Source organism: Streptomyces sp. NBC_00988 (assembly GCF_045162645.1).
Lineage (GTDB): Bacteria > Actinomycetota > Actinomycetes > Streptomycetales > Streptomycetaceae > Streptomyces.
In genome coordinates this window covers 6,909,135-6,928,974 of record NZ_CP108730.1, presented here as the reverse complement: position 1 = coordinate 6,928,974, position 19,840 = coordinate 6,909,135, and the positions used below count along the sequence as shown (strand labels likewise).

The following is a 19,840-nucleotide window of genomic DNA, read 5'->3' as shown; positions in this document are numbered from 1 at the left end:
GGAGGCACCCCCGTGGGAGCGGTGTTCGCTGCTCCCCAGTGTGCTGCGGTCTGTCGACCCCACGGTGAGTGACACCACCGAAGAGGGAGCACGTCCCCATGCAGGCCGAACGCACACTCAAGTCCCGTACCACCAAGCGCACTTACGACGACTCCCCCGACACCGCCGAGGCCTTCCGCCGGATCGCCGCACTGCCGGACGGCCCGGAGCGGGCCGCGTTGTGCCAGGAGGTGGTGTGCGCGTGGATGCCGATGGCCGTACGGCTGGCCCGGCGCTTCCGGCACCGCGGCGAGTCCGCCGAGGATCTCACGCAGGTCGCCCAACTCGGCCTGGTCAAGGCGGTGTCGCGCTTCGACCCGAGTCTCGGTACGGCCTTCCCCAGTTTCGCGATACCGACGATCCTCGGCGAGGTGAAGCGGCACTTCCGTGACGAGCTCTGGGTCGTCCACGTCCCGCGCCGGGTGCAGGAGCTGCGCGGTCAAGTCCGGTCCGCCGACCACGAGTTGAGCGCCACGCGGGGCGGAACGATCTCCGCCGTCGGCGAGATCGCCGCGCACACCGGGCTGACGGAGGCCGAAGTACGGCTGGGCCAGGGAGCGTTGGAGGCCTACACCGCCTGGTCCCTGGACGCCGTACCCGGCCACCCCACGGACGGCCACCCGCTGACGGACACCCTCGGTGACATCGAGCCCGACTTCGACCTGATCGTCAACCGCGAGGCCCTGCGCCCCCTGTTGCGGGCGCTGCCCGAGCGGGAGCGCGAGATCCTCTACATGCGCTTCTACTGCGAGATGACCCAGGCCCGCATCGGTCTGCAGCTCGGCGTCTCCCAGATGCACGTCTCCCGGCTGATCACCCGCACCTGCGCCCGTCTGCACGACCAGGTGATGGCCGAACCGCGCGCGTTCAGGAGGGCGTCGTAACGGCACTCGGCGTGTTCGCCGCTTCGGCGACCAGCTCACTCCCGGTCGACGTACGCGACGGATCGCTCGCGGCGGTCATCAGCCAGGCCGCGGTGGTCGGGTCCGTCTCAGGGGGTACGACCAGCAGGTCCCAGCGGCTCGTCCGGTACGACAGGAGCAGCAACTGGTGCGGATCCTGCTCGTCCAGGAACCAGCCCACCTTCACGATGTGCCCGTCGGCCGGCACCTTGCGCGGGAAGGCGGCCGGCCAGTGCGTGGGGTTCACGGTGACCCGGGTGATCCGCCCCCACAACGGGTCGAGCGCGGCGACCAGCGAGGGCAGCTCCGCCCCCAGGTCCCGGGACCGGGGCCACCAGGCCCCGTCCAGCAGAGCGGGCGCCGAACCGAGCGGCGCGAGCGACATACGGAGTGCGGGGGCGGACGAAACGGGGGCAACAGGCACAACGGGCGCAGTCATGACGCGAACCCTGCTCTGGACCGGTCGCAACCGGCCCGGCGTAATCAATCGCCGAAAACGACACGGGCATGGAGGCCGGTGCGCGGAATACCCTCGGTGACTTCGAGCGTACTCCTCAGGCACCGCCCCACCCGGTCGAGTGATCGTCCGGGTCCTCGGTCTCGTACAGGGTGGGCCCGAGGCGTGCGGCCAGGGTGTCGCCCGCGATGTGCGTCCGGGTCACCGTGCCGTCGTCGTTCGACGTCAGCTCGGCGTAGTACCCGAGGGCTACCCAGTCGGTCGGACGGTGGAAGAAGAAGTCGACCGTGTCGTCCGGATACTCGCCGCGGAGCAGAGGGAGCACGGTCTCCAGGTCGTCCTCCGCACCATGCCCGCTGATCACCACCGCCACCCGATGCGACGCCGTCCGCCACACCCGCACATGCGCTTGGCCGGCCCACCCCGGGCGGGACGACCACGCGTCCTCGTCGCGGATCTGGCGTGCCGGACGAACACCCTCAACTGCCATACCAGGCCCCCGCTTTCGACCAGGTCGTCATCATCCCGTACGACTACGGTACGGACGCCCCGGCAAACAGAGACAGCCCGCCGAACGGCCCTCGTACTTCCGGCCGAGGCCCGGCCCCGGAACCGGCCGCCCGGCCGAGGCGGCGGGCATCCGCGCGGGAGGAAGGTCTGAGGACAGCAGCCGGTGAGGACCGGCCGCACCGCGAATCGAGGAGCCCCGCATGAAGCGCATCGTCATCGCCCTGGCCGCTGCCGCCGTCCTGGCCGGCGGCGTCGTGGTGGCATGGAACGTGTTCGACAACGCGTCGGTCGCCACCGCGAGCGGCCCGGACCACACGGTGCCGCGCGCCGAGGTCGAGAAGCAGGCCAAGGAGAACTACGCCATCCCCTTCGTCCAGGACGGTCCGCAGTCCGTGAGCTGCCCGAGCGGGCTGCGCGCGAAGATGGACTACACCGTGGCGTGCACCGCCGTCTTCAAGGGCGAGACCAAGAAGATGCTGATCTCCGTCACCGGAGTGCACGGCGACCGCGTGAGCTTCGACTACGGCCTGACGAAGTAGTCGGTGTTGCACGGCAGTTGGTGCGGGGCACGGCGACCGGCCGGATCAACGGTCGCCGACCACACCGCACCGCCACGCCCAGGCGGCGATCTCCACCCGGTTCCGCAGCTTCAACTTGCCCTGGACGCTGGCCATATGCGTCTTGACGGTGGAGAGCGACACGAACAGCTCGGCGCAGATCTCCTGATTGGTCCGCCCTTCGGCGACCAGCCGCACCACGTCAAGTTCCCGTCCCGTCAGGGGACTTGAGGACACCTCGGCCTGCCGGGCGGACTCCGCCGCGGGCCGCTGCTCACCAATCCGCTCCAACAGCCGTACGGTCACGGCGGGCGACACCAGCGCGTCACCACGCGAGGCCGCGCGTACGGCCTCCACCAACAGCCCGGGACCCGCGTCCTTCAGCAGGAACCCGCAGGCGCCACCGTGCAACGCCCCGTAGACGTAGTCGTCCTGGTCGAAGGTGGTCACGACCACCACCCGCAACGGATCGACGGCCTTGGGCCCCGCGAGCAGCCGGGTCACCTCCAGCCCGTCGAGTTTGGGCATCCGGATGTCGACGAGACACACGTCGGGCCGCAGTCGCCTGGCCAGCTCCACGCACTCCGCGCCGTCGGCCGCCTCGCCCACCACCTCGATGTCGGGCTGGAGTTGGAGGATCAACCGGAATCCGGTGCGCACCATCTCCTGATCGTCGGCGATCAGAACCGTGATACGTCTCCCCGAACCACTCGCGCCGGCACCGGCATTGGCCTCGGTCATGCGGGCGATCCTGTCACAGCCCCGCGCAACGGAAACTCCGCCGTCAGCCGCCACCCCCCGTCCTCCGCCCGGCTCGCGTGCAGCGTGCCGCCGACGGCCTCGGCGCGTTCGGCCAGCCCGACGAGGCCCAACCCGCCCCGCCCGCCGAGCGGTTCGGCGTTCGGCGCGGCCCGCCGCGAGGACGGCGCGTTGTGCACCTCGACCCGAAGTCGCCGCCCGTCCCCGTCCCCCTCGCCCGCCAACGCGACCCGCACGGACACGGAGGGCGACCCCGAGGCGTGCCGTCGTACGTTCGTCAGCCCCTCCCGCACCACGTTCCGCACGGACGTCTCCACCTCGGGATCGGGCCGCGCCTGCCGCACCTCGGCCGCGACCTGGAGGGTGGCGGGGGCATCACGTTCGGCGAACGCGGCGACCAGTTCCCCGAGTTCGGCGAAGAGGTCCCCCGGCCGGACCGCCCGCCCGTCGTCCTCGCGCAGCACCCGCACCAACTTCCGCATGGACTGCAGGGTTTCGGACCCGGCCCGCTCGATGTGCCCCAGCAACACGTCCACCTGCTCGGGCGCGCTCTCCCGGATCGCCCGCGCGGCCTGCGCCTGCACGACGATCCCGGTGACGTGGTGAGCGACGAAGTCATGCAGTTCCCGGGCGAGTTCGAGCCGCTCGCTCTGCCGCACATCCGCTACCGCACGCCTTCTACGGTCGTCGAGGCTCCGCAGATAGCAGCCGAGCCCGACGGCGGCACCCGTGGGGAACGTCAGCAGGAAGGAGAAGACGACCCCGTTCACGTCCAACCGAATCGGAGCCGCGATCACGGCGACTCCGAGCGCGGCGCCCAGAGTCGCTGCCGCCCAGGGCGACGACACGTCCTTCGCCGTACGCACCAACAGGAGCAGCAGACACAGCGTCTCCAGCAGCCCCCAGCCGCCGAACGTCGACGTCACGGACCCGAACATCCCCAGCGTGACCGCCCAGGAGACGACCACGGCCACCCCTGCGCCCCAGGTCAACACACGCGCCTCGGCACCGGGCGTCAACAGCACCACGGCGGCCACGACACCGGGTACCACCCGCCACCAGACCCCGTTCCCTTCGAGCCCGGCGGTGGTGACGACGGAGGCCACATCGAGCACCCACAACAGGGCCATGACCAGGGCCAACGCGGTGAGCGCGGTACGGCGGGACAGCCGGGAGAGGGGCGTCTGCTCGTCGCCCAGATTCTGATCGTCCAGTTCTCGCACAACTCGCAGCGTAGGGGCGCCCGTTGCCATCCAACCTCGGCCGAAAGGACGACGTGAGGGGCGCGAACCGGTCGCCCGGCCGAGGCGAAGTGCCGTGGCGGAGCGGCATGTTGGGCACATGAACCCCACCCCGCCTCCTGTTCCTCCGCCGGTGTTGCAGGGCATCGCGCTCTCCAAGTCCTTCGGGTCGACGCACGCGCTCGACGCGGTGGACATCGCGGTGCACGCCGGTGAATCCGTGGCCGTGATGGGCCCCTCGGGTTCGGGCAAGTCGACGCTGCTGCACTGCCTGGCGAACATCGAGCGCCCGGACGGCGGACAGGTACTGCTGGACGGCGAGCGCATCGACCAGCTGCGCGAGCCGCACCGCAGCGAGTTGCGCCGGGTCCGCTTCGGATTCGTCTTCCAGTTCGGCCAGTTGCTGCCCGAACTCCCGTCGGTGGAGAACGTGGCGCTCCCCCTGATGCTCGGCGGCACCCCCCGCCGCGAGGCGGAACGCCAGGCCCGCACCTGGTTCGCACCCCTCGGCCTGGACGGCAAGGAGGACAGCCGCCCCGGCGAACTCTCCGGCGGCCAGGCCCAACGGGTCGCCCTGGCAAGGGCGTTGGTGGCCGGCGCCGGGGTCGTCTTCGCCGACGAACCGACCGGCGCCCTCGACCAGACGACGGGCCAGGAGGTGATCAGCCTGCTGGTGAGGGTCACCAGGGCCCAGAACACCGCGCTGGTGGTGGTCACCCACGACGAGTCGGTCGCCCGCTGGTGCGACCGGACGGTGCGGGTACGGGACGGCCGGATCGTGGGCGATCCGGGCGCGCGGATCGCCGTAGCGGACACGGGAGCCCGACGGTGAAGTCCAACCGCACGACCTGGACGCTGACTTGGCGCCTACTGCGAGGCGGTGGCCGGCACGGCAACCTCGGCGTGGCCCTCTCCGTAGCCGCCTCCGCCCTCTGCACCACCCTCCTGTTCCTGTGCGTGGCCGCCAACCTGGGTTTCGGCGCACGCGCCGCCCACACGGACTGGCGCACCCCCGCGAAGTCCGACCTCTCGCACGCGGTGGCGATCCAGGCCGTAGCGACCACGTTCGTCAACGGCGAACCGGTGACGGTCGTAGACGTAGCCGCACTCCCGGGCAGGCGGACCAGTCCCCCCGCACCACCCGGCATGCCCCGCTTCCCCGAGCCGGGCGAGTTGTGGACTTCACCGGCATTGGCCGAACTACCGGGTGTGCGAAGGCTGTTGGGACCACCTGGGCTGTCAGGGTCGTCGTCCGAACCCATCACAGGCACCCTGGGCCGAGCCGCACTGGCAAGGCCGGGCGAACTGGTGGCGGTGGTCGGTCACGAGGCCAACTCCCCGACGATGACGACGAAACGCGGCACGGACCCCCGCCGCCCGGGCGACGTGATCACCCCCACCCTCATAGCAAGCTTCAAGGGAAGGCAACCAACGGACGGCATATCCGCCCAGTACCAGGACCTGACGAAACTCGCGACAGCCCTGGTGATCATCCCCCTCCTGCTCCTCGGCGCCTCCTCCGCCCGCCTGTCCGTCTCCCGCCGGGACAGCCGACTTGCCCTGCTGCGTCTGCTGGGCGCGGCGCCGAGCCGCATAGCGGGAATGGCGGCGGCGGAGGCGGCACTGACGGCCGCGGCGGGAGCGGTGACGGGCGCGCTGGGCTACGCGGCGTTGCTGCCCCTGGCCTCCAACGTCCCGGTGGCAGGGGGTAGTTGGTACTTCTCCGACCTCTGGGTGGGCACGCCGGTCCTCCTCGCCGTCCTCGCCGGCGCGGTCCTGATGGTGACGATCAGCGCGCTGGCGGGCCTGCGCCAGGTGGTCGTAGGCCCGTTGGGGGTCGTACGCCGTTCCCGCACCCCCCGTCTGAAGGCCGTACGGGCTCTGCTGTTCGTGGCCGTCCTCCTCGGCTACTGGCAGCTCTCCAAGGGCCGGCCGCTGGACATCAACGCGGTGGTGTACTGCTGCGCGGCGGTCTTCGGGGCGCTGTCGGTCATCGGCCCGTGGGTGGTGGGCACGTTGGGCTCCCTGGTGACGGACCTGGCCCGGCGCCCGACGACCCTCCTGGCCGGCCGCCGCCTGCTGGACGACCCCAAGTCGGTCTGGCGCGCGGTCTCGGGCCTCACCCTGGCAGGCTTCGTGGCCGGCTTCTTCGCCCTGTTCGGCATCGCGGCGGGCTCCCCGTGGGACACCCCCGGCCAACTCTCCCTCGCCGTACCGAAGGAGCGGGTCGCGGCGGTGCGTGAACTGGCGGAGGTCCGCTTGCGGGATGCGGGCATCGGGGCGACGGTCGGCATCACGACGACGTGGGTCGCGACCGGCGCCGGCACAGGAGACGAACGCCAGTTCACGGCAACCGTCAACCCGAGCCGCCTGGACGCGGCCCGCGCCGCGCTGAGCGGACTCACCCCCGGCCAGTACCCCCTCACCGGCACGGACATCGACTGGCAGTCACGCGAGTTCGACCACGACTTCCACCTCGCGACCCTGACCGTCCTGGCCGCGAGTTTCACCATCGCCATCGCCTCGACCGGCATCACAGCGGCCTCCTCGGTCCTGGACCGCCGCCGCACCTACGGCCTGCTCCACCTCGCGGGCACCCCCCTCCGCGTCCTGGACACGGCGAGGCGTACGGAGTCGGTACTGCCGGGGGCGATATTGACGACCGGCGCGGTACTCACGGGCCTGTTCTGCGCGGCACCCCTGACGTTCGCCGGGGGCACCCCGCATCTGGACGCCCACGGCCTGGCCCTCCTCACCGGCTGCCTGGCCCTGGGCTTCGCCGGGTTGGCAGGCGCGAGCGCGGCCAGCCGGCCGTTGCTGCGGGAGGTGGTGCGGGGTGCGGGGCCACGCCCGGACTGACTGATGCCGTGACGCCTGATCCACCGGCCGGTGTCGACCCCGCATGGGCGGGACGCGGGCGAAGGCCGGGCGGTCCTCGGGCATGGGGTTCCCTGGCGGGGGACGGCGCGGGTTCGCTGAAGGTGTACGGCGACACGGGGGTGAGGGTGATGGACGTCAGTGGTGCGGGGGCGCCGATCGTGGCGATCGTCGGGGTGGCCGGGACCCTGCTGTCGGCCCTGCTCACCCAGCGGGCGGCCGAGCGCGGCCGGCGGCGTGAGCAGGAGCGGATCCCGGCCGGAACCCGCCCGGTGCGCGACCGGTCGGCGCCCGGCCGGTCGGCTTGACTTGAGGGGCGGGCCGCTCAGGCGGAAAGCCCGGGGGAGCCTCGCCCCTGGGCGGCCCGCACCCCGGAGCCGCCGATATCGACGCGGTGTCAATTCACGTAAGGACCCCGCATGGTGATGCCTCCTTCACATACCGTGGCCGTATGACCAGGGGGATGGTTGAGTGGGCGCACGGCTGCGCGGGTCGCACGGTGACCTGGCCCGCCCCGGACACGTACGTACTCGTCGACGGCGTCCTGCTGCGCATGGTTTCCGAGCCACCCGGCCTGCCGCCGGGTACGGCCGTCACCGTGCGCCACGATCCCGGACGGCGGCGGCTGGTGGCCCACGCCGACGACACCGGGACGGCGGCCGGATGAGCGTCCACGGCATCGAGTTCGGAACCGGGTACGAGGAACGGCAGCCCGTCGTCCTGCTCCTCGACACCTCCGCGTCCATGGGCCGCCCCGCGGAACACCCGCGGATCGACGAGCTGAACAGCGCGCTGACCCGCTGGTTCGACGGGGTCCGCGCGCAGGAGCGGCTGCGCACCCGGGTGGAGGTCTGCCTCATCACCTTCGACTCGGTGGTGCGCGTCTACGATCCCGGCCCGGGCCGTCTGGTCCCGGTCGGGCCACGCGAAGCCGACGCCGGCCGGCTCTTCGTCCCGGTGGACCGCATGCACCCGCCCACGTTGCGGGCCGAAGGCCTGACCCGGCTGACGGAGGCCGTGGAGACGGCCCTCGAACTGGCCCGCTCCCGCTACCGCGCCCTGCAGGGGCAGCGGATACCGGTGCGCCGTCCCTTCCTGTGGGTCCTGACGGACGGCGCGCCGAGCGACGCCCAGGGAAGTCCCCTGGACGCGGCGGCCCTGGCGGGTACGGCAGGGCGGGTGCGCCAGGGCGAGGAGAGCGGGGAGTGGGTCTTCCAGGTGATCGGGGTGCACGGCGCCGACCTGCCGATGCTCCGGGTCCTGGCACCGAAGGCCACCACCCAGCTGGAGAACCTGGACTTCGGCCAGATCCTCGACATCCTCTTCCAGAGCTCCGACCGGAGCGGCCCGGACCAGGACGCGGACGAGATCCACCAGCAGATCGACACCCTCGCCGCCAAGCGCGCACGCATGGAGGAGATGGAGAGGGGCCTGAAGTGATCATCGCGGGCGCCTCCGTCCAGGGCACCGCGCATCTCGCCGCCGCGCAGGGCTGCCAGGACGCGTTCAAGGCGGTCGACCTCGGCGACACGGCGGTGCTGGCGGTGTCCGACGGCGCGAGCAGCCGCGACCGCAGCGCCCTGGGCGCCCACATCGCGGTCGACACCGCCTGCCGCCTGCTGACGGAGGAGATACCGGACGCGGAGGACACGCCGGAGACGTGGACCCGGTGGATCGCGGGACGCGGAGGAAGGGTGGTCGAGGAGTATCTGCGGGCCACAGCCGGGGTGTTGGGCACGGACACGGGTTCGGCGGAACCCGGCACCCTGGCAGCCACCCTCACCGCGGCGGTCGTGACCCCGCCCTGGACCGCCTTCGTCTCGATCGGCGACGGCTTCGGCACCCTGCTGACCCACGACGACCGCTGCCACCTGGTCCTTCCCCCGCCCACCGCCCCGCCCGCCTTTCTCTCCTCCCCCGGTGCGGCCCTGCGCCTGCGCACCTTCGTCGTCTGGGAACCGGAGCTCAGCGGAGTGGTCCTGGCCACCGACGGCTGCGCCGCCCTCTCCCTCGACCACCCCTCCGTCCGCCAACTCCCTCCAGAAGCGGGCCCCTTACCGGCCGAGCGCTTCTTCGTCGGCCTCGCCGCCACGCTCCGCGACAACCACGGGGACGCCGAGCCCCTCCGACGCCGGCTCTCCGGTCAGGAGGCCGGCCGGACCGGTGACGATCTGACCCTCCTGTGCGCTCTCGTCGAAGGGCGGTGACCGTGGGACTGACGGTGGTGTCCCCGGGCGGCCACACATGGCGGCTCACCGAGCGGATCGGCAGCGGCTCGGAAGGCTTCGTGTACGGCGTCGACGACGCCCGCGCCCTCGTCGCGAAACTCGTCCCGGACCCGCCCGACCCCGAGGCCTACCGGCGTCGCGTGGCCCGCCTGGTGCGCCAGCGCCGCGAACCGCGCACCGTCGTCCTGCTCGCCGCACCCGTCCGGCTGGCCTGGCCGATGATCCCGGTCCGCACGGCCGGCGGCACCGGCACGGACCCCGTCGACGGTTACGTGATGGCCGACATGCGGCGCGCCTACCAGCCGTTCGGTCACCTCCTCACCACCTCCGCCCGCCGCGCCTTCCTGCCCCGGGCGACCTGGGCGACCGCCCTCCACGCCGCCCTCGCCCTCGCCCGGCTGCTGGGCGAACTGCACGCCGAGGGCTATGTGGTGGGCGACCTCAAGCCCGACAACCTCTGGGTCGACGAGAGCGGCCGGGTGGGTATGGCGGACGTCGACTCCTGGCATTTCACGGACGGCCGCGAGGTGTTCCCGGGCCGGATGCGCACCCCCGGCTACACGGCCCCCGAGCGGGTCGGCGCCCCCGCCGGCACGCCACCGGACACCGCGTCCGACGACTTCGCCCTGGCCCTCCTGGTCCACCAACTCCTCATGGCCGGCCTGCACCCCTTCGCCGGCCACCCGACGGACGGCAGCGACTATCTGTCGTACGACGACAACGTGCTGCACGGCCGCTGCCGGCTCACCGACCGTACGTCGGTGCTGCTGCCCCGCTCCGTGCCGCCCGCCGACCTGCTGCCGAGACGGCTCGTGGAGCTGTTCCGGAGGGCGTTCGCGAACCCGCTCCACCGTCCCACGGGGGCGGAGTGGGCCCGGGCGCTCGCGGCCGAGACGGCTCCCGGCCGGCTGAAGGTGTGCGCGGTGAACGCCCGTCACGTCCACACCGTGGAACGGCCGTGGTGCCCGTGGTGCGACCAGGCCGGGCGGGGCGACGACAGCTACCCCGACGATCCGCAGGAGGAGGCATGACGACCGAACTCTCCGTCGCCCGGACCCTGGACCACTGCACCGTCCTGGGCCCCGGCAGCCGCGCCGTCATCTGGGTACAGGGCTGCCCGCTGCGCTGCCAGGGCTGTGTGGCCGCCCAGACCCTGCCCTTCGACGGCGGCACCGCCCGGCCGGTCGCCGAACTCGCCGACTGGCTGGCCGGGTTGGACCGGATCGAGGGCGTCACGTTCTCCGGCGGTGAGCCGTTCAGCCAGGCCGGGGCGCTGGCCGGGCTGCTCGACGCGGTACGGGAGCGGCGCCCGGACTTCGGCGCGATGGCGTACTCCGGCTTCCGCCACGAGGCACTGCGGCACGGCGGCCCGGACCGGCTCGCCCTGCTGGCACGACTGGACCTGCTGGTCGACGGGCCGTACGTCGCTGCACGGCACGGCAGCCTGCGCTGGCGGGGCTCGGACAACCAGCGGCTGATCCCGCTCACCGACCGCTACACACGGGTCCTGGCCGAGCCGGACACGACCGCCGGGATCGAGCTGTCGGTGGAGGCCGACGGTTCGCTCTCCTGGGCCGGGGTGCCGCCGACTCCGGGATTCCGGGAGGGACTTGAGGAACAGCTCGCGGCGCGGGGGTTCGTGCTGCACACCGAGGCACGGAGGGAACGATGAGCGGATCACCGAAGTACACCAGCGTCCGCGTGGGCGCGGTGTACGCCCAGCGGGAGGCGGCGGAGCGCCGGCGCCGGGAGGCGGAGCGCCGGGCCAGGGAACAGCGGCGGGCCGCCGAACGGGTCCGGCTGGCCCAGGAGGCGGCCGCCCGGCGGGACCGCGCCCGCGCCGAAGCCGCCCGCAGGGAAGCCGAGTTGACGGCCCGCAGGACGGCCGAGCAGAGCGCCCGGCTGGCCCGGACGCAGGCGGAGCGGTCCCGGGCCGACGAGCGCGCCCTCGTCGAGGTGCGGGAGCTGATCGCCGAGGCCCAGCGGTCCGGTGCACGGGCCGACATCGGTTCCCTGGAGCGGCAGTTGGCCGGGCTGCGGGAACGGGCCGCCCGGGGAGAGCCGCTCGGGGACGCGGTGGAGGAACTCCGCGGCCGGGCCGTCGGTCTGCGCACGGCGGCGGCCGGGAACCGTACGGACGACCGCGCCGCCGTCCTGGCCGGCCTGGAGCGCCGGTTCACCGCCACCGGTCCGGACGGCGCCGCTCTGGACGCGGACGGCCATCGGAGCTGCACCGAACTGCTCGGCCGGCTGCGCGCGGCCACCGGCCCGGAGGCTCAGGTGCGGTTCGAAGCCCTGCTCGGCACGGTCGAGCACGCGCTCACCCGGCATGCGGCGACGGTCGCGGAGGCGGTGCGTGACGCGGAACAGCAGGCCCTCGCCGAAGCCGCGCGACAGGCCCGCGCGGAGCAGGAACGTGCCGCGGCCGAGGCGGCGGAGCGCGAGCGCGCCGAGGCCCTGGAGGCGGCCCTCGCCGAGGCCGCCGAGCGGCTGGACGTCGTACGCCCGGCGGCCGCGGGCGTGGTGGACACGGCCGGCGGGCTCGGCGACCCGGGCCTCGCCGACGAGATCGAGGGCGCGCTGCGCGCCGTCACGGAGGCTCTGACCGCGCGCTCGGCGGCCGGGGCGCTGACAGCGGTCGCCGAACTGGAGGGCAAGCTCCCCGACGCGGAGGCCCGGCTGGACGAACTGGAGCTGGCCTACGACCGGCGCCGCGACCTGGTGGCGGCGCTCCGGGACGCCATGACCGACGAGGGGTTCGCCTTCGAGGGCGGCGAGGACGAGCGGGGCAGCTTCCGTCTGCACTTCGTCCGGCCGACCGGGGCGACGTACGAGACGACGGTCGCCAGCGAGGCCGACGGCACGCCGGTCCTCGTCTACCACGTGGAGGGCGAGCCCGATGTGACGCTGAGCGCCCCGCAGGACGAGCCGGTGTGCGACACCACGGAGGCGCTGCTGGAGCGGGTGCACGAGGCACTCGGCGGCGACGACGGCTTCGTACCGGGTGAGCTCACCTGGGACGGCAAGCCGCCGGGCCGGCGCGCCAAGCCGCTGCCCCGGGAGACGTCCTGGAGGTGGACGCAGCCGTGAGCGCGGTCGACTTCACCAAGAGCGAGGACGGTACGGGGCCCGTCACCGCCGACGGCATGATGCCCCTGTGGGCGGTGTCGCTCGGCTGGGAGCTGCGGCGCGGCCGGCAGGCGATCATCGACGGGCAGATCCGGGACCGCTGGTGGTTCGAGGACCGGCCCGCCTCCTTCCGCGAACTGGTCGCCGGGGTGCTGGAAGCGCGCGGCGCCGAGGTGGTGGGCTGGTGGGACCCGGTGGCCGGGCTCACCTTCCCGCTGCCGGGCCACGCGGAGCGCCACGCCGAGCTGGAGGCGAACCGCACTCGGGCCGGCGGCGGCGACCGGGGGGAACCGCGCCCCTGGGAGAACCGCGACGCCCCCGGGGACGACGACGGGCAGCAGGCCGGCCCGCGCGCCCGGCGCGGCGCGGAGCGCGACCGCGACCGGTCGAACCTGCTCGCGCCCCGGGCCGCCGGCCGGCCGAGCAGCTTCGAGGACGTCGTGGCGACCGTGCACCGGCTCGTCTCCTCGCCCGACGCGGCCACCGCCTTCGTCTTCCAGGACGTCGACCACCAACTCCCGTCCGGCCAGCCGGAGTCGCATCGCGGCTACCTCCGGCTGCGTGACGCGATGGCGGCCGCCGTAACGCCTCGCTCGGCCCTGGAGGGGCGCCGCCCGCACGCCCGCAACGCCGTCCTGTGCGCGGTGGGCGACGTCGGCCGGCTGCCCGGCTGGTTCCACCTGGAGGACCCCCGGATCGCCACGCTGCACATCGGCCCGCCGGACCCGAGCGAGCGCCGCCTGTGGCTGACCTGGCTGCGCGGCGACTTCAACGGCGCCACGGACGCCACGCGCCCCGACATCGAGGCCCTGGTCGGCGCGACCGACGGCATGTCCGGCTGGGACATCGACGCGCTCGCCCGGACCTCGTGGCTGCGCAACGCGCCCCTGCAGAAACCCGACAAGCTGCTGGAACTGCACCGGCTCAACGTGAGCGTCGACCCGTGGACCCAGCTGGACCGGGAGACCGTCGCCCGCGCGGGCGGCGTACTGGGCACCCGTGTGATCGGCCAGTCCAAGGCCGTCGACGCGGTGGCCGCCGCGCTCCAGGCCGCCTTCGTGGGCATCGACTTCGGCGGCTCCGGCACCGCCCGCCCCCGGGGCGCGTTCTTCTTCGTCGGCCCGACCGGCGTCGGCAAGACCGAACTCGCCAAGGCGGTCGCCGAGTTGATGTTCGGCGACCAGAGCGCGTACGCCCGCTTCGACATGAGCGAGTACCAGCAGGAACACGCGGCCGAGCGGCTCGCGGGCGCACCGCCCGGCTACATCGGCCACGAACAGGGCGGCGAGCTGACCCGCCGGGTGCAGGAGCGGCCGTTCAGCGTCCTGCTCTTCGACGAGATCGAGAAGGCGCACCCCCGGGTGCTGGACAAGTTCCTCCAGATCCTTGAGGACGGCCGCCTCACCGACGGCCGCGGCCAGACCGCGTACTTCTCCCAGTGCCTGATCATCTTCACCTCCAACACGGGCGCGGAGGCGGTCCCGGAACTGCTGTCCGAGGGCGGCGCGGAAATGCCGTACTCCGTCCTGGAGACACACTTCACCCGCGCCGTGGAGGAGAAGTTCCGGACGATCGGCCGACCGGAGATCTACGGCCGCCTCAAGCCGGGCGTGGTCGTCTTCGACATGCTGCGCCGCGAGCACATCGTGAAGATCGCCGACCGGCTGCTGGACCAGCTCACCGAGTCCGTCCGCGAACGCCACCAGGTCGAGCTGGTCCCCGACACGGACACCCTGCACCCCTGGATCACCGAGCGGATGAGCGACCCGGAGCACCAGGCCTACGGCGGCCGCCAGATCCGCAACGAACTGGAGCGGCTGCGGGCCGCCGTGGTCGCCCACTTCCTGGCCCACCGCCCGGACCCGGGCGGCCGCATCCGGCTCGGCGTCGACGCCGACGGCACGCCGTGGGCCAGGACCGAGGAAGGGAACGGCTGACCACATGCTCGGCATCGCCATCGGCCACCGCATCGCCCGTACCGGCCGACTCGACCCGGGCGGCCGGCCGACCGTGACGGTGACGGACCTGGCCGGCACGGACGGAGTCGCCGACCCCGCCGCCGCCCTGGCCACGCTCCTCGCCGGAGCCCAGGACGAGGAGGCGGTGCTCGGCCTGCCCGCGACCGCCGGCCGCGAGGCCGAGGCCCGCCTCCGCCGCGCCGCCGAGGACGCCGGCCTCCACGTCCACAGAATCGTCCCGGAACCGGTCGCGGTGGCCCTGCACTACGGCGCGATCGCCGAGGGCGTCCACCGCACGGTCCTCGTCGTCGACCGGACCGCGGACACGGTGGACCTGACGGTCCTCGCGATCACCCCGGACCTGACGGTGCGCATCGTCACCACCCGCACCGAGGAGCCGGCCGACGCCCTCACGGCGACGGCCCGGGAACTGACCGGGGCGGCCCCCGACGCCGTACTCCTCTCCGGCGACGTGTACACGGCACCGGACCAGCGCACGGCGATCGAGAACCTCCCCGAGGCCCAGGGCCTGACGGTCCGCTGCACGAGCCCGGAACTGGCCGTCGTCCACGGCCTCCTGCTGCTGGAGGACTTCGGCCTCTTCCGCATAGCCACGGGCCCGGCACCGGCGGTCACCCACTTCCCTCCTCCCCTGGAGGACCCGGAACCGCGGCCCTGGCCGACTTCCGTGGAGGATCCCGAACCGCGAAGCGCCGGACCCGACGACGTCGTGGAGGAGCGCGGGCCCGTATCCGATGTGCCGCCACCGCAGCGCCAGCGCGACCAGCCCCCGTCACCCCGCGGCGAACCACCCACCGCACCCACCCCGCCCATCCCCACACCCGAACCCGAACCGCAGCCGGAACCCGGGCCGGCCCCGGCCCCCGTCTCCCCGCCCGCCCTCCGCTCCGTCCCCGTGACCCAGCTGCAGGCCATCCGCCGGGACGACCACCTCCTCGTCCTCTGGGCCTGGCCCGACTCCGCCCTCACCGCCCGCGTCCGCTGGCGCCGTGAGGACGCGACCGCGACCGGCGACGGCCCCCGCAGCGGCGACATCCGCTGCCAGCGCCGGGTCTACGAACACGACGGCGGCCTGGACCTGCCCGTCGGCCGGGGCACGATCACGCTCACCGTCGAGGCCCTGGTTCCCGACCCCACGGTCGACACCGAGGGCGCCGCGTCCCTGCGGGTCCCGGCCGAGCCCCCGATCGTCGAGTACGAGCCCGCCCTGCGCCGCCGCACCCCCTTCACCCGCGTCGCGACCGTCACCTTCACCGCCCGGACGGGCTGCGACCTCCCCGCCCTGCGGATAGTCCACGGCCTCGGCCGCTACCGCCCCTCCAGCACCGCCGAGGGCACCGTCCTCCACGAGGTCCCGGCCCAGCGCCTCGCCGCCGGCGCCCCCCTGACCGTGGAGTTCCCCTTCCCCGGCGCGAAAGGCCCCTCCTGGCTCGTCTGCTTCCCGGCGGACGGCCCCGACTCCGACCCCGACCAGGAGCACGACATCGACATCCGCCCCACGGCGCTGCACCGGCTGCGAGTGACCTGAATGGCCAGACGACTCACCTGCCCCTACTGCTACGAGACCTTCGCCCCGCGTGAGGTCCGGTTCCGGTGCCACAGCCGGCTCAGCCGCACCCGCAAGCAGTGCGAGCGCCGCCGCGACCCGGTCCTCGACGAACGCTTCGGCAAGCGCCCCAGCCATGACGTGGGCCCGGACTTCGCCGCCGACGGCCGTAGGTCGACGGCGCTGTGCCCGGACTGTGACGGGGAGACGACGTACCGCATCTGCCCGGTCTGCCACGTCGAACTGCCGTTGCAGTTCGGGATGGTGGAGAACCGGCTGATCGCGATGGTCGGCGCGCGGTCCTCCGGCAAGACGATCTACATGACCGTGCTGCTGCACGAGATGCGCAACAAGGTCGGCGAGGCCTACGGCGCCTCGCTGATGGGCCTGGACGACGTCACCATGCGCCGCTACAGCTCGGAGTACGAGGACCGGCTCTACCGCGACCGGCAGATGTTCCCGCCCACACAGACCGCGACGACCAACGCCAACCGGGTGGAACCACTGGTGTTCCGGTTCGGGCTGCGCCGCAAGGGGCTGTTCGGGGAGCGGCCGCAGCACAGCGTGCTGTCCTTCTTCGACACGGCGGGCGAGGACTTCAACAGCCGGGAGAGCGTCGAGCTCAACACCCGCTATCTGACCAACGCGGACGGCATCATCCTGCTGCTCGACCCGCTGCAGATGCCGGGCGCCCGGGACAACGCGGCACCCGGCACGGCGCTGCCCGGCACGGACGGCATCGACCCGCCGATCAACGTGCTGAGCCGGGTGAGCAGCATGCTGCTGGCCGCGCAGGGCGGCAAGGCGGCCCGGGTGGACACCCCGATCGCGGTGGTCTTCTCCAAGATGGACGCCTTCTGGCATCTGATGGAGAACGGCAGCCCGCTGCGGTCGCACGCACCGGCACTCGGCCGTTTCGACGTCGGCGACAGCCTCAGCGTCGACGAGGAGGTGCGCCAGCTGCTCAGGAAATGGGACGGCGTGTCCATCGACCAGTCCCTGGAGAACACCTTCGCCCGCTACCGCTACTTCGGGGTCTCCGCGCTGGGCCGCAGCGCGACCCCCGAGGCCCGGGTCGCCGACACCGGTATCCAGCCCTACAGAGTCGCGGATCCGCTGCTGTGGCTGCTGAGCGAGTTCGGTTCGGTGCCGAGGGCGGGCCGCGGATGAGGAACTTCCAGCAGCTCTACTACACCTCCTGCGAGCACGGGCTCAGCGGTTCCTCCGGCTTCCAGTTCAACGCGGTGAGCGAGCAGGTCTCGGCCGAGACCCGGCACCGGGTGGAGGGCCTGGCCGGGTACGAACCACCGCGCTCCCTCGCCGAGTCGGACACCCCCGAGCTGCTGGCCCACTGCCCGGTGAACCTCTGCCACACCCCGGGCCGGCAGGGCGGCGCGACCACGCTGTGCGTGCGGTACGTCGGCCGGGACTCGGCGCGCCGTTTCGGCAACTACTTCGCCCACGCCCTGTACACCGAGGGCGAGTTCACGGCGGACAGCGGCGGGCTGCTCGCGATCGAGCTGTGGGACTCCCCGGCGTGGACCGCGCGGGTCGCCGGCACGACCGGGATTCCGGAGCTGCCCGCGCCCCTGCCGCGCGGCCCGCTGTCCCCCCGCTCGGTGCGCGCCTTCCTGCGCGCGCACCCGCACGCCGAGCAGCTGCCGGCCCTGCTGGCGGCGGTGTTCGCGGCGCTCGCGGAGGACGGCTCGGTGGTGGTGATCGACGACACGACCGACCGGATCGCCCACTGGTTCGCGGCCGTCTCCTATCTCCTGCCGCCCCCGCTGGCCCACCGCCTCTCCTTCGCGACCTACCTCTTCCGCCCCGCCCGCAGCCGGCTGCACCTGATCGGCACGGTCCCGGGGACGCACCCCGACTTCGGCCCCGACGACGAGGAGTCGTACACCGTCTTCGACTTCTCCGCGGGCCGCTTCCCCGAGGTGGTGCCCACCCACCATCTGGTACGGCTGCTGATCCGGATCGGGGTCGGGTCGATCCGCTCGGTGTGGTCCTGGACCGCCGAGTACACGCACGGCCAGGAGCGGACCTCGGGCGACTGGCACGCCCCGGTGGCGGCGGCCGCGGCGGCGGGCGGCACGGAGCTGACCGACGCGGACGTCGGCGCGGTGATCGACTGGCTGCCCGGCGCCGGGCATCTCGGGCCGCGCCGGGCGACGGTCGCGGCGGACATCCACCACAAGCACCGGGACCTGGACGACGACGCGCTCGCGGTGCTGAGCACGGCCGCCGAGGCGGGCGGCGACGCGGCCCTGCACCAGGAGCTGGAGGGCAAGCTCCACCAGTCCCGGATCCGCGCCTATGCGACCGGTGTGGAGAACGCGCCGGGCCCGGTGCCGATCACGCGTCCCGCCGAGCGGGAGCGGGCCACCGCCCTGTGGCAGCGGCTGCTCGGCGAGGCGGCGACCAGCCGCCAGCGGGTACGGCTGCTGCTGTGGGCGGTGGGCGCGCGGCTCACCCCGCCGCCGGAGCTGCTCGCGGCCCAGTGCCTGGAGCTGGCCCGCGCCCTGCTCGGCTCCTCCGCCGCGGGCCCCGGCCTGCGCGAAGAGGTCACCCGCCTCGTCGAGACTCTCCCGGAGTTCAGGGCCGGACTGGCGAGGTCGGTGGAGGAGGCGCTGGACGAGCGGGGCGGTCAGGGTCAGCTGTTCGCCCAGTTCCCGGCCGAGCTGCTGGGCGAGCTGGACCTCGGTGAGCGGCCCCTGCTTCTTGAGCACTACTGGCGGGCGCAGGCGGAACGGAACCCCGCCCGCACGGTCGACCTGCTGTTCAGGATCCTCCGGGTGCGCGGCCTGACCTCGCCGGACGCGGACCTGCTGCGCGGTCTGTGGCGCCAGCCGTCGCCGGCCTGGAGGTACGAGGAGGCGACCGAGATCGCCCGTCGGCTGCCGCCGGACCAGCCGGTGGACAAGGCGGTCGGCGAGTGGTTCGACCGCACGGTGAAACAGGAGATCGGGGACGAAGAGGATCTACGGGCCTGTCTGGTGCTGTGCGACGCGCTCAGCGCGCCCGGCCGCTACGCCTGGCTGCGGGTGGTCACCCAGGAGTGTGTGCGGATCACCCTCCAGCTGGACGCGGCCCTGCGCGAGGCCACCGAGGCCACCGCACTCGCCCGCGCTTTCCGGATCCCGCAGATCGAGGCCTGGGCGGCTCCCCGCGCCCTGAAGCGCCACCGGCTGGTGTCCGCCATGCTCCGGCTGCCTGCCGACCCGGCCCGACTGCGCACGGAGATCGGGGAGTTCGGCTTCTCCCTGACCGACGGCTATCTGCGCACCGTGCGCCAGGCCGCGGGGACCTCGAACCGTGTCGACGAGGTGCTGTTCAGCCATGTCACCGGAGTGATCGCGGTCAACACCGAACGGGTCGCACTGCCACAGGCACACCTGGAGCTCGTCCAGGCACTGCGCCTGCACATCGCCGACCACTGGCGGTCCGAGGACCTGGACCGCCTGTCCCGCGCGCTCCGCCCCTACGACACACGGCTCGCCGACGTCTACCAGGAGATCGCCGTGAAGCGTCTGGGCCGTGTGAAGAAGTGGAGCCGCAAGATCACCCCACGGCGGTCCCCGGACGGCCCCCGACCGGAAGAGGGGTGAGCCCG

At 73.1% G+C, this 19,840-nt stretch carries 18 protein-coding genes and 1 pseudogene; 15 read left to right on the top strand and 4 right to left on the bottom strand.

Translation table 11 applies throughout. The annotated features are described in order from the left end of the window. The first annotated feature begins 98 nt into the window (after positions 1 to 98). Positions 99 to 923, top strand: coding sequence for a SigB/SigF/SigG family RNA polymerase sigma factor (locus OG496_RS31860; RefSeq protein ID WP_405973387.1), 825 nt, complete (start codon positions 99 to 101; stop codon positions 921 to 923). Here OG496_RS31860 and OG496_RS31855 read toward each other — a convergent pair. Next, positions 916 to 1,380 (bottom strand): annotated as a pseudogene (locus OG496_RS31855) (DUF5994 family protein); the annotation flags it as partial. The gene OG496_RS31860 and the pseudogene OG496_RS31855 overlap by 8 nt on opposite strands. A gap of 115 nt (positions 1,381 to 1,495) precedes the next feature. After that, a complete protein-coding gene (locus OG496_RS31850) occupies positions 1,496 to 1,888 on the bottom strand; it encodes a hypothetical protein (RefSeq protein WP_405973386.1) in 393 nt (130 codons plus the stop codon). A 220-nt stretch (positions 1,889 to 2,108) separates the two neighbouring features. On the opposite strand from OG496_RS31850, the gene OG496_RS31845 reads away from it, so the two are divergent. Continuing rightward, the gene (locus OG496_RS31845; RefSeq protein WP_366497555.1) at positions 2,109 to 2,447 is read left to right on the top strand and encodes a DUF4333 domain-containing protein; all 339 of its coding nucleotides are present in this window, start codon (positions 2,109 to 2,111) and stop codon (positions 2,445 to 2,447) included. A 45-nt stretch (positions 2,448 to 2,492) separates the two neighbouring features. Here OG496_RS31845 and OG496_RS31840 read toward each other — a convergent pair whose 3' ends face one another. Beyond that, the gene (locus OG496_RS31840) at positions 2,493 to 3,206 is read right to left on the bottom strand and encodes a response regulator (protein WP_405973385.1); all 714 of its coding nucleotides are present in this window, start codon (positions 3,204 to 3,206) and stop codon (positions 2,493 to 2,495) included. Next, positions 3,203 to 4,447, bottom strand: a complete 1,245-nt coding sequence (locus tag OG496_RS31835) for a sensor histidine kinase (protein WP_405973384.1) — start codon at positions 4,445 to 4,447, stop codon at positions 3,203 to 3,205. Before OG496_RS31835 ends, OG496_RS31840 begins: the two co-directional genes overlap by 4 nt. 118 nt (positions 4,448 to 4,565) lie before the next feature. Here OG496_RS31835 and OG496_RS31830 point away from each other — a divergent pair, with 118 nt between their 5' ends. The 13 genes from OG496_RS31830 (at position 4,566) to OG496_RS31770 (ending at position 19,835) form a co-directional block, all read left to right on the top strand. Further along, positions 4,566 to 5,297: an ABC transporter ATP-binding protein gene (locus tag OG496_RS31830; protein WP_405973383.1), complete on the top strand. Its 732-nt coding sequence runs from the start codon at positions 4,566 to 4,568 to the stop codon at positions 5,295 to 5,297. Then, positions 5,294 to 7,324 (top strand): FtsX-like permease family protein, encoded by a 2,031-nt coding sequence (locus tag OG496_RS31825; protein WP_405973382.1) that lies wholly within the window; start codon positions 5,294 to 5,296, stop codon positions 7,322 to 7,324. The genes OG496_RS31830 and OG496_RS31825 overlap by 4 nt, the downstream gene beginning before the upstream one ends. A 149-nt stretch (positions 7,325 to 7,473) precedes the next feature. Continuing rightward, entirely contained in the window at positions 7,474 to 7,650 is a 177-nt protein-coding gene (locus OG496_RS31820; RefSeq protein ID WP_405973381.1) for a hypothetical protein, read from the top strand. Positions 7,651 to 7,793: 143 nt separating this feature from the next. Then, entirely contained in the window at positions 7,794 to 8,009 is a 216-nt protein-coding gene (locus OG496_RS31815; RefSeq protein WP_405973380.1) for a hypothetical protein, read from the top strand. Beyond that, complete coding sequence (locus OG496_RS31810) at positions 8,006 to 8,782, top strand: vWA domain-containing protein (RefSeq protein WP_405973379.1); 777 nt, start codon at positions 8,006 to 8,008, stop codon at positions 8,780 to 8,782. Before OG496_RS31815 ends, OG496_RS31810 begins: the two co-directional genes overlap by 4 nt. Beyond that, entirely contained in the window at positions 8,779 to 9,549 is a 771-nt protein-coding gene (locus tag OG496_RS31805) for a protein phosphatase 2C domain-containing protein (protein ID WP_405973378.1), read from the top strand. The genes OG496_RS31810 and OG496_RS31805 overlap by 4 nt, the downstream gene beginning before the upstream one ends. 2 nt (positions 9,550 to 9,551) lie before the next feature. After that, positions 9,552 to 10,601, top strand: coding sequence for a protein kinase domain-containing protein (locus tag OG496_RS31800; protein WP_399393822.1), 1,050 nt, complete (start codon positions 9,552 to 9,554; stop codon positions 10,599 to 10,601). Continuing rightward, a complete protein-coding gene (locus OG496_RS31795) occupies positions 10,598 to 11,242 on the top strand; it encodes a 4Fe-4S single cluster domain-containing protein (RefSeq protein ID WP_405973377.1) in 645 nt (214 codons plus the stop codon). Before OG496_RS31800 ends, OG496_RS31795 begins: the two co-directional genes overlap by 4 nt. Beyond that, positions 11,239 to 12,660 (top strand): hypothetical protein, encoded by a 1,422-nt coding sequence (locus OG496_RS31790; RefSeq protein WP_405973376.1) that lies wholly within the window; start codon positions 11,239 to 11,241, stop codon positions 12,658 to 12,660. Before OG496_RS31795 ends, OG496_RS31790 begins: the two co-directional genes overlap by 4 nt. Further along, the gene (locus OG496_RS31785) at positions 12,657 to 14,636 is read left to right on the top strand and encodes an AAA family ATPase (RefSeq protein WP_405973375.1); all 1,980 of its coding nucleotides are present in this window, start codon (positions 12,657 to 12,659) and stop codon (positions 14,634 to 14,636) included. Before OG496_RS31790 ends, OG496_RS31785 begins: the two co-directional genes overlap by 4 nt. 4 nt (positions 14,637 to 14,640) lie before the next feature. Beyond that, positions 14,641 to 16,206, top strand: a complete 1,566-nt coding sequence (locus OG496_RS31780; RefSeq protein WP_405973374.1) for an Hsp70 family protein — start codon at positions 14,641 to 14,643, stop codon at positions 16,204 to 16,206. Beyond that, complete coding sequence (locus OG496_RS31775; RefSeq protein ID WP_366497536.1) at positions 16,207 to 17,394, top strand: TRAFAC clade GTPase domain-containing protein; 1,188 nt, start codon at positions 16,207 to 16,209, stop codon at positions 17,392 to 17,394. Beyond that, positions 17,391 to 19,835: a GTPase-associated protein 1-related protein gene (locus OG496_RS31770; RefSeq protein ID WP_405973373.1), complete on the top strand. Its 2,445-nt coding sequence runs from the start codon at positions 17,391 to 17,393 to the stop codon at positions 19,833 to 19,835. Before OG496_RS31775 ends, OG496_RS31770 begins: the two co-directional genes overlap by 4 nt. The last annotated feature ends 5 nt before the right edge of the window (positions 19,836 to 19,840 follow it).

Bases quoted from the DNA above. Each gene is read 5' to 3' on its own strand.
- OG496_RS31860 (WP_405973387.1), top strand. From the start codon at position 99: ATGCAGGCCGAACGCACACTCAAGTCCCGTACCACCAAGCGCACTTAC.
- OG496_RS31850 (WP_405973386.1), bottom strand. From the start codon at position 1,888: ATGGCAGTTGAGGGTGTTCGTCCGGCACGCCAGATCCGCGACGAGGAC.
- OG496_RS31845 (WP_366497555.1), top strand. From the start codon at position 2,109: ATGAAGCGCATCGTCATCGCCCTGGCCGCTGCCGCCGTCCTGGCCGGC.
- OG496_RS31840 (WP_405973385.1), bottom strand. From the start codon at position 3,206: ATGACCGAGGCCAATGCCGGTGCCGGCGCGAGTGGTTCGGGGAGACGT.
- OG496_RS31830 (WP_405973383.1), top strand. From the start codon at position 4,566: ATGAACCCCACCCCGCCTCCTGTTCCTCCGCCGGTGTTGCAGGGCATC.
- OG496_RS31820 (WP_405973381.1), top strand. From the start codon at position 7,474: ATGGACGTCAGTGGTGCGGGGGCGCCGATCGTGGCGATCGTCGGGGTG.
- OG496_RS31815 (WP_405973380.1), top strand. From the start codon at position 7,794: ATGACCAGGGGGATGGTTGAGTGGGCGCACGGCTGCGCGGGTCGCACG.
- OG496_RS31810 (WP_405973379.1), top strand. From the start codon at position 8,006: ATGAGCGTCCACGGCATCGAGTTCGGAACCGGGTACGAGGAACGGCAG.
- OG496_RS31795 (WP_405973377.1), top strand. From the start codon at position 10,598: ATGACGACCGAACTCTCCGTCGCCCGGACCCTGGACCACTGCACCGTC.
- OG496_RS31790 (WP_405973376.1), top strand. From the start codon at position 11,239: ATGAGCGGATCACCGAAGTACACCAGCGTCCGCGTGGGCGCGGTGTAC.
- OG496_RS31780 (WP_405973374.1), top strand. From the start codon at position 14,641: ATGCTCGGCATCGCCATCGGCCACCGCATCGCCCGTACCGGCCGACTC.
- OG496_RS31775 (WP_366497536.1), top strand. From the start codon at position 16,207: ATGGCCAGACGACTCACCTGCCCCTACTGCTACGAGACCTTCGCCCCG.
- OG496_RS31770 (WP_405973373.1), top strand. From the start codon at position 17,391: ATGAGGAACTTCCAGCAGCTCTACTACACCTCCTGCGAGCACGGGCTC.